The organism is Anaeromusa sp., assembly GCF_028691475.1.
Classification (GTDB): Bacteria; Bacillota; Negativicutes; order Anaeromusales; family Anaeromusaceae; genus Anaeromusa.
This window is the reverse complement of record NZ_JAQUZF010000021.1, coordinates 1-8,205: the sequence shown is the minus strand read 5'-3', so window position 1 is coordinate 8,205 and position 8,205 is coordinate 1. Positions and strand designations below refer to the sequence as shown.

The window sequence follows — 8,205 nt, the reverse complement described above, 5'->3', positions numbered from 1 at the left end:
CCTCCCTCTACTCCCTGTACTCCTGTTAAAAAACTCGTACTCCGTAACCCTCCTGCGTACCCTCCATTTCTCCGGTTCTCTTGTTCAATTCTGTTTCTCTATTTTTGGTTATCCGGCGCATGAGCGGCGATGTATTTGGCAGTGTCGAATTTCTTTTTAGCGCCGCCGAAGGTCATCGAGCGGACTTTGCCGAAAACAGGGCGGCTGGGCCAAGGGCGGTCATGGACGCCGCCGATGCTCCAAGCAATTCCGGCATAGCCGTTAGGATCGCGGCCGTCTAAGGAATAACGATCATTAAGGAGAATGGCTGCCTCCAGGGCTTCTTGGGGCTGCGAAGACCATTCTAGTATTTTTTTGGCCCAATACATGCGCAGATAGCCGTGCATTTTCCCGGTTTGCACCAGTTCGTTCTGAGCGGCATTCCAAAGCGGATCTGCGGTGGCGGCGGTTTCCAGTTGCGCAAAAAGATAGGATGCCGGCCTGGGGTCGCTGAGGTGTTCTACTAAGGTTGCTTGCGCCCAAGAAGGAAAGGCGGTTGTTTGATCATAGTCCGGCGTATAGAAGCAATAGTTGTCCGCCAGCTCGCGGCGCACAATAAGCTCTTCTAGAAATGCGTCGCTGTCTGGGCTGCCCGAGGGGAACAACCGCCTCACTTCCCAGGCGACGCGCTGCGGGGAAAGCTGACCAAAATGCAAATAAGGGGAAAGCTGGGATTGACCGGGCTGATTTGGATCGTTTCGTCTCCACGCATAACCGGACAGGGTATGTTCAAGAAAATAGTCCAGTCTCCGCAAGGCGGCGTTGCTGCCCGGCTTTAGCCAGGTTACTGGCGGAGGGCCGCTGTGCTGCATGCCGATGGTTCGCCATTTTTCCCAAGGAATGCGCGGTGCAAGTGGAGGTCCTTGGACCGCGATGCTTGCAGGGGCGGTTAAGAAGTGAGGTAAAAGACGGTGGATTTTGGGGCGCAGCGTGTAGGCTGCGTATTCGCGCTTGCCTGAGGCCAGCCAAAGAGGCACGATGTTGTGACCGTCTACTTCTGCCACAGACAGGCTTGTTTGTGCTAAGAGCTCCTTTAGCCATAGCCGCTTTAGGCGAAGGGGATCTAGATCGCAAACTAGAAAAGCCGCCTTCTGTTGGCTTAGAAAAGGCGGCAAGGTTTTTGGAGCAGCGTCTGGCAACAGCTGAAAAGAAATGCCTAAGGCTGCCAGCTCTTGTTCGGTTTCCTCTAGACCTTGAAGCATGAACTCGTAATGACGCCAGGAAGCTGCTAAAAAAGAAGGGCTCAAGCAAAAGACGACTACTAAAGAACGCTGCAGCGACGAAGCAAGCGCGGCGGCATGCACTAGAGCGGCGTTATCACGACAGCGCTGTTCGCGACTCATCCAATAAACAACAGGCCCGGAATCAGGCAAGGTATTGCGCAACAGGCGTATTCTTTCTTGCATGGACGCTAGCCTCCTTGGATGCTTAGGCTTGGCAAAGGGGGAGTGCGGAAATTTCCTTTGGCGTAAGCAACCGAATAATTTTGGCAGTCAAATTTTCCGTTAAGTCTAATGTCACATGGTCACTTAAAGGCAGACCGGTTTCGTCGGTAACCAACTGAAGCAAGGGACGGCAGGGAAGCTTGGAGGGGACGTCCACCACAATGCCGAAAGCGCCTGTGTTCAGGCAGACAAAGGAGCCGATGGGGTAGGTGGCCAAATGAGCGAAAAACTCTGTTAAAGCTTGCGGTGAAAAATGGCTGCCCGACAAGGCCTGCAGCAGGTCATATGCGTGGTCAGGGGCCATGCCTAAGCGATAAGGACGGTCGCTTGTGACTGCGTCATAGACATCGGCAATGCTGGTGACCTGGGCGAAAGGATGAATGCTGTCACCGATTAAGCCGCGCGGATAGCCGGAGCCGTCGTTTTTTTCATGATGCTGCAAGGCGACATGGGCGGATAAGAGGGGGATTTTTTCACCATGCCGCAAAATATCAAAACCAAGCTCAGCGTGCTGACGCATAATATCCATCTCTGCTGTGGTAAGGCCGCCTGGCTTTACTAAAATTTCTAAGGGAATATGCATTTTTCCCACGTCGTGAAGCAGCGCGCCCAAGGTTGCGATGCGCAGGTCCTTTTCCTTATACCCCATGTGCAGTAGGGTAAGGGCGGATAAGATGGCGACATTGACACTGTGGGCGAAGGTGTAATCGTCATGTACGCGGATATCGGTAAGGTGCACAAGTACATTGCCGTTTGCCACAATTTCTTCAACCAATTGATCAGCAGCGGCGATGACGGCGTACGCGGAAAAAACCTGGCGGTCTCTCAAGGTGGCGAAACATTCTTTCACTGCCTGCATGGCGACATAGCGTGTTTCATCGCGGACCAGTTCAGGCACTTTGATATCTTTTAAATAGGGATTTTGCACGTAAATGGCTGCAATTCCCAATTCGTTCATGCGTTCAATATAAGCGGTTGTCAGTACTGTATCCTGTGCCAGCAGCAGGCGGCCATCGGTGCCCAAAATAGAGCGGGCTGTCAACATGCCGGCTTTAAGGTCGGTAATCGGAAGCTTTTGCATATAGGTCTCCTCTTTCTTGCGGGCAGTATAACGAGTCAATAACGGTACTATTCGTCATAAAGGGCAGCGGCTCCTTCAGAAAATGCTGGCATGATATTGAGTATTTGTTCAGATCTCGTTACAATGAAAGAGAACTAAGGTTTCGCAGGGGATGACCCGAAGAAGGAGAGCGCAAATGGAGATAAAAAGTCTGAAAAAGCTTAAGTTGTATGGTTTTAATAACTTGACAAAAACGTTGAGCTTTAATGTATATGATATTTGTTACGCTAAGACGCCGCAGCACATGCGGGATTATATTGCCTATATTGATGAAGAGTACAGCGCAGAACGGCTGACAAGCATTTTAGAAGAAGTAGCGCGCATGATTGGCGCCAATGTCCTGAATGTTGCTAAACAGGATTATGACCCGCAAGGCGCCAGCGTGACTATGCTGATTGCGGAAGAACATATGGAGATTCAACCGGAGACCGTCTTGGCGCATTTGGATAAAAGCCACATTACGGTGCATACGTATCCGGAAAGCCATCCGGACAAAGGGATTAGTACGTTTCGCGCCGATATTGACGTATCGACTTGCGGCCATATTTCGCCGCTGAAGGCCTTGAACTTTTTGCTGCGCAGCTTTTGTTCGGATATTGCCATTATGGATTACCGGGTGCGCGGCTTTACAAGGGATATTAAAGGGAAAAAATACTTTATTGATCATAAAATTAATTCCATTCAAAATTACATTGACCCGGAAATTCGTAATTTGTATCAGATGATTGATGTGAATGTCTATCAAGAGAATATTTTTCACACGAAGATGCTGCTGAAGGACTTTGATCTGGATACGTACCTGTTCGGGACGGATAAAAACGAACTGTTGCCTGGGGAAAAGAAAAAAATCAAACAACGCGTAAAAAAAGAAATGGCGGAAATTTTTTCTGGACGGAGAATACCGAAAGTTTAACGCTATTTTCACGAAAAAGCACGGAATAAAGCGAACGTATCTCTCTTGCAAGGCCTGAACATTCATGATAAACTGGCGGTGCAACAAGGGTAAAGTTGGCTTTTTTTCTTAATAAAGAGTACTATAATGTTCGGTTTAGGAGGCGTTTGCGTGTCGGCAGTAAAAAGAATTTTCGTTGAAAAACGGGCGGACCATGCGGTGGAGGCAGCAGGCATTTTAGCGGATTTGCGTGAAAATCTCGGGTTGTCTTCCTTGCGCAGCGTGCGCGTACTCAATCGGTACGATGTGGCCGGGTTGGGTGAGAAGGAATGGGAACAGGCGAAATCTCTGGTGTTTGCTGAACCTATGGTGGATGATGTTTATGAAGAGGTCTTGCCGGTGTGGCCGGAAACCATCTTTTTCGCCATGGAGTATTTGCCTGGTCAATATGATCAACGCGCTGATTCCGCGGCGCAGTGTTTACAGCTTTTGTCGGCAGGCGAGCGGCCTCAAATTCGGACGGCCAAGGTGCTGGCCTTGGGCGGCGCTGTAACGGCGGAAGAATTAGAGCGCATCAAGGCGTACTGCATCAATCCTGTTGAAGCGCGTGAAGCGGCTCTGGAAAAACCGTCTACCTTGGAAGAAGAGCTGGTGCAGCCGGGCGATGTGGCGGTGATGACCGGCTTTTTGGCGTTGGATGAGGCGGCAGTAGGAGCTTTGCATGCTGAATTAGGTCTGGCTATGAGCGCGGCGGATTTGCGTTTTTGCCAAGAATACTTTCAAACCCAGGAAAAACGAGAACCTACGCTGACGGAAATTCGCGTACTGGATACGTATTGGTCAGATCATTGTCGTCATACGACGTTTCATACTTGCCTGGAAGAGGTTCGCTTCGGCGAAGGTCGTTATGGTAAACGGATTGCAGCCGTTTATGATGAGTATTTGGCTACGCGGCGCAAGGTTTACGGCGCCAAGGAGAAAGATCGCGATATCTGCTTGATGGATGTGGCGGTGCTGGGCATGAAGGAACTGCGTCTGCGGGGCTTGTTGGATGATCTGGATGCGTCTGAGGAGATCAATGCCTGCAGCGTTGTGGTGGAAGCCGAAGTAGACGGCAAACCCGAAGAATGGCTTGTGATGTTTAAAAATGAAACTCACAATCATCCGACGGAAATTGAGCCTTTTGGCGGCGCCGCTACTTGTCTGGGCGGGGCTATTCGCGATCCTCTTTCCGGTCGTTCCTATGTATATCAAGCCATGCGGGTAACCGGCAGCGGCGATCCGCGGTGTTCCTTGGCGGATACACTGCCTGGGAAACTGTCGCAGCGCAAGATTACTACAGGCGCGGCTTCAGGCTACAGCTCTTACGGCAACCAGATTGGTCTGGCTACTGGTCAGGTGGCCGAATTCTATGACGAAGGCTTTGTGGCTAAACGCATGGAAGTTGGCGCGGTGATGGCGGCGGCGCCCAAGGAAAACGTTGTTCGTGAGCAGCCGCAGCCAGGAGATGTAGTGATTCTCGTAGGCGGGCGAACTGGCCGCGACGGCTGCGGCGGCGCTACCGGTTCTTCTAAGGCGCATACCGAAGAGTCTTTGGCTACTTGCGGTGCAGAAGTGCAAAAAGGAAATCCGCCGACAGAACGTAAAATTCAGCGTTTGTTCCGTCGCAGCGAAGTAAGCCGGATGATCAAACGGTGCAATGATTTTGGCGCTGGCGGCGTTTCTGTTGCGGTGGGCGAGCTTACCGACGGCGTGCGTATTGAGCTTGACCGGGTGCCCAAAAAATATGAAGGCCTTGATGGCACAGAACTGGCCATCTCGGAATCCCAGGAGCGTATGGCGGTTGTTGTCGCTGCAGAAAATGCCGCAGCCTTCCAGCGTCATGCGGATGAGGAAAATTTAGAAGCTACCGTGGTGGCTACGGTTACCGATGACCGGCGTTTGACTATGTTGTGGCGCGACAAAGCAATTGTTTCTTTGAGCCGGGATTTCTTGGATACCGCTGGAGTCAAGCAGTCAACCAAGGCCTTTGTGGCTGAGCCGTCGGATGTTTCTTTCTTTGGAACTGCGGCGGTGGTCGATTGGCGCGAGGCCTGGCTGAATTTGCTGGGCGAGCTGAATGTATGCAGTCAGAAGGGGCTTGTGGAGCGTTTTGACAGCACTATTGGCGCAGCAAGCGTGCTGATGCCTTTAGGAGGCAAGCACCAGTTGACTCCTGCCGAAGGCATGGCGGCTAAGCTGCCGGTATTGCAGGGGGAAACGACAACAGCCACGGTGATGACCTTTGGTTACCATCCAGCGATCGGCAGCTGGAGTCCTTTCCATGGCGCTCTGTATGCGGTGGTGGAGTCTGTGGCGAAAGTAGTGGCCATGGGCGGTGAGTGGCGGCGCATTCGCTTGTCCTTCCAGGAGTATTTTGAACGCTTAGGGACGGACCCGCAGCGTTGGGGCAAGCCTTTGGCGGCGCTATTGGGCGCTTTTGAAGCGCAGGTGCAATTGGGGCTGCCGGCTATCGGCGGCAAAGACAGCATGTCTGGTTCTTTCCAAGAATTGGATGTACCGCCGACTTTAATTTCCTTTGCGGTATCTCTGGCTCATGCGTCGCAGGTTGTGTCGCCGGAGTTTAAGGAAGCTGGCAGTAAATTGTTATGGCTCCCTGTAGCGCGGGACGCTGAAGAAATCCCTGATTTTGCAGGTATGGCCGCCATGTATGACCGCGTAGGCGAATTGACAGCCAAGGGTCTTGTTAAAGCGGCTTCGACGGTGCGTTATGGAGGCATTGCCGCTGCGGTCAGCCGCATGAGCTTTGGCAATGCCTTGGGAGTGCGTTTTGGCGCTGAAGTGGAGCCGACAGGTTTATTTGCGCCGGAATACGGCAGCTTGCTCCTCGAAGTGGCGGCTGATCTGGATGTGGCGGAGGCCCTTGCCGACTGCCGCGTGGTAGAACTGGGAACGGTAACGGCAGAACCGGAATTTGAGCTGCAAGGACGGAGTCTGCGTCTTGCGCAGGCGCAGGCTGCTTGGGAAGCGCCGCTAGAAAAGGTATTTCCTACGAAGGCGTCCGTTCCAGCTGGAACGCCTGCGGGCAGTCTAGGGGCTGCGAAAGAGCGGCGGCGCAGTTCGCTGCGTTTGGCAAAGCCCCGCGTGCTTATTCCTGTTTTTCCGGGAAGCAATTGTGAATACGACACTGCCAGAGCGTTTGAAAAAGCGGGGGCTGTGGCGCAAACGCTGGTGATTCGTAATCTGACGCCGGCGGCGGTGGAAGAATCGGTGCAAGCTTTTGCGGCGGCCTTAAAGCAGGCCAATATTTTGATGCTTCCCGGCGGCTTCAGCGCTGGCGACGAACCGGACGGTTCCGGTAAGTTTATTGCGACGATGCTGCGCAATCCGGCTCTGAGCGAAGGCGTGACCGAACTGTTGCAGCAACGGGATGGCTTGGTGCTGGGGATTTGCAACGGCTTCCAGGCGCTAATCAAACTGGGGCTGCTGCCTTTTGGCGAAATTCGGCCTTTAGATGCTTCTTGCCCTACTTTGACCTTTAACTCTTTGGGACGGCATATTTCTTGTTTGGCTCGCACGCGTGTCACTAATAATCGTTCGCCCTGGTTGGCGCTGACGGAAAGTGGCGACGAGCATGTAGTGGCGATGTCTCACGGCGAAGGACGTTTTTACGCCTCGCCGCAGTGGCTGAAGACGCTGCACGCCGCTGGACAAGTGGCGACACAGTACGTGGATTTGGCGGGCCAGCCTACGCATGAGCTGCCGCATAATCCGAATGGCTCTTTAGATGCAATTGAAGGCATTACAAGTCCGGATGGCCGGGTGTTGGGGAAAATGGGCCATTCCGAGCGAATTGGGGAGAATGTATTTACCAATGTGCCTGGGGCGAAGGATCAGCATATTTTTGAAGCCGGTGTAGCCTATTTTGCAAAATAGGAAGTGTAATGTTGTAAATTGACAACATAGGCAACCTTTGCTAGGATGGACAAGGCTGTTTGGCGTACGCGCCAGACGGTCTTGTCCAATTTTTTTTAGTATTGCTGCTAGGTGCGCCTTGTGAAAGAGAATGTTTGCGATTATTCCGATAATATATGATAATACAAGTAAGGTGCAGGCAGTGTAACCACAAAAAAGAGCCATTAAATTTAAGGAAGGAAGTGAGGTAAATGAACGGACAAAGAGAAACCTTTTCTTCCGGCTTAGCCGTCTTTTTTGCGACCCTTGGATCGGCTGTCGGCTTAGGGAATATCTGGAAATTCCCTTATTTGGTGGGAGAATATGGCGGCGGTGCGTTCTTGGCGGTGTATTTGCTGTGCGTGGCCTTTATCGGCTTGCCGGTAATGTGGACGGAGTTTTACGTGGGGCGCAAAACGCGTAAAAATCCTGTAGGGGCGATGAGCATGCTGAGTCCAGGCACGCCTTGGAAACATGTGGGGACCATGGGCGTAGCGTCAGCGTATTTGATTATGTTTTTTTACAGTTGCGTAGCTGGTTGGGTATACTACTATTTGTTCAAGGCAATTCAAGGTGATTTTGTGGGCATAACCATGGAGGCGGCCAAGGCTGAATTTGGCGCCGTCGTAGTCGGTCCTTTATCGCCGGTTTTGTGGCAGTTTATTGTATTGGTGGTTGTTTCCAGCATTATTGCTTTCGGTGTGCAAAAAGGGATTGAACGTATGACCAAGACCTTGATGCCGTTATTATTTGTT

Annotated in this window: 4 protein-coding genes and 1 pseudogene; 3 read left to right on the top strand and 2 right to left on the bottom strand. The window is 51.9% G+C overall.

The features are described 5' to 3' along the window. Positions 1–98: 98 nt before the first annotated feature. Both PHF27_RS04830 and PHF27_RS04825 read right to left on the bottom strand, forming a co-directional pair. The gene (locus tag PHF27_RS04830; RefSeq protein ID WP_300066800.1) at positions 99–1,445 is read right to left on the bottom strand and encodes a deoxyribodipyrimidine photo-lyase; all 1,347 of its coding nucleotides are present in this window, start codon (positions 1,443–1,445) and stop codon (positions 99–101) included. Between the two features lie 22 nt (positions 1,446–1,467). Further along, positions 1,468–2,565, bottom strand: a complete 1,098-nt coding sequence (locus PHF27_RS04825) for an HD-GYP domain-containing protein (protein WP_300066797.1) — start codon at positions 2,563–2,565, stop codon at positions 1,468–1,470. Between the two features lie 175 nt (positions 2,566–2,740). On the opposite strand from PHF27_RS04825, the gene speD reads away from it, so the two are divergent. The 3 genes and pseudogenes from speD to PHF27_RS04810 form a co-directional block, all read left to right on the top strand. Beyond that, positions 2,741–3,517 carry an adenosylmethionine decarboxylase gene (gene speD, locus PHF27_RS04820; RefSeq protein ID WP_018702594.1) on the top strand — a complete coding sequence of 259 codons (777 nt, stop codon included), beginning with the start codon at positions 2,741–2,743 and terminating at the stop codon, positions 3,515–3,517. A gap of 126 nt (positions 3,518–3,643) precedes the next feature. Further along, positions 3,644–7,432: a phosphoribosylformylglycinamidine synthase gene (locus PHF27_RS04815; RefSeq protein WP_300066792.1), complete on the top strand. Its 3,789-nt coding sequence runs from the start codon at positions 3,644–3,646 to the stop codon at positions 7,430–7,432. Between the two features lie 230 nt (positions 7,433–7,662). Then, positions 7,663–8,205 (top strand): annotated as a pseudogene (locus tag PHF27_RS04810) (sodium-dependent transporter); the annotation flags it as partial.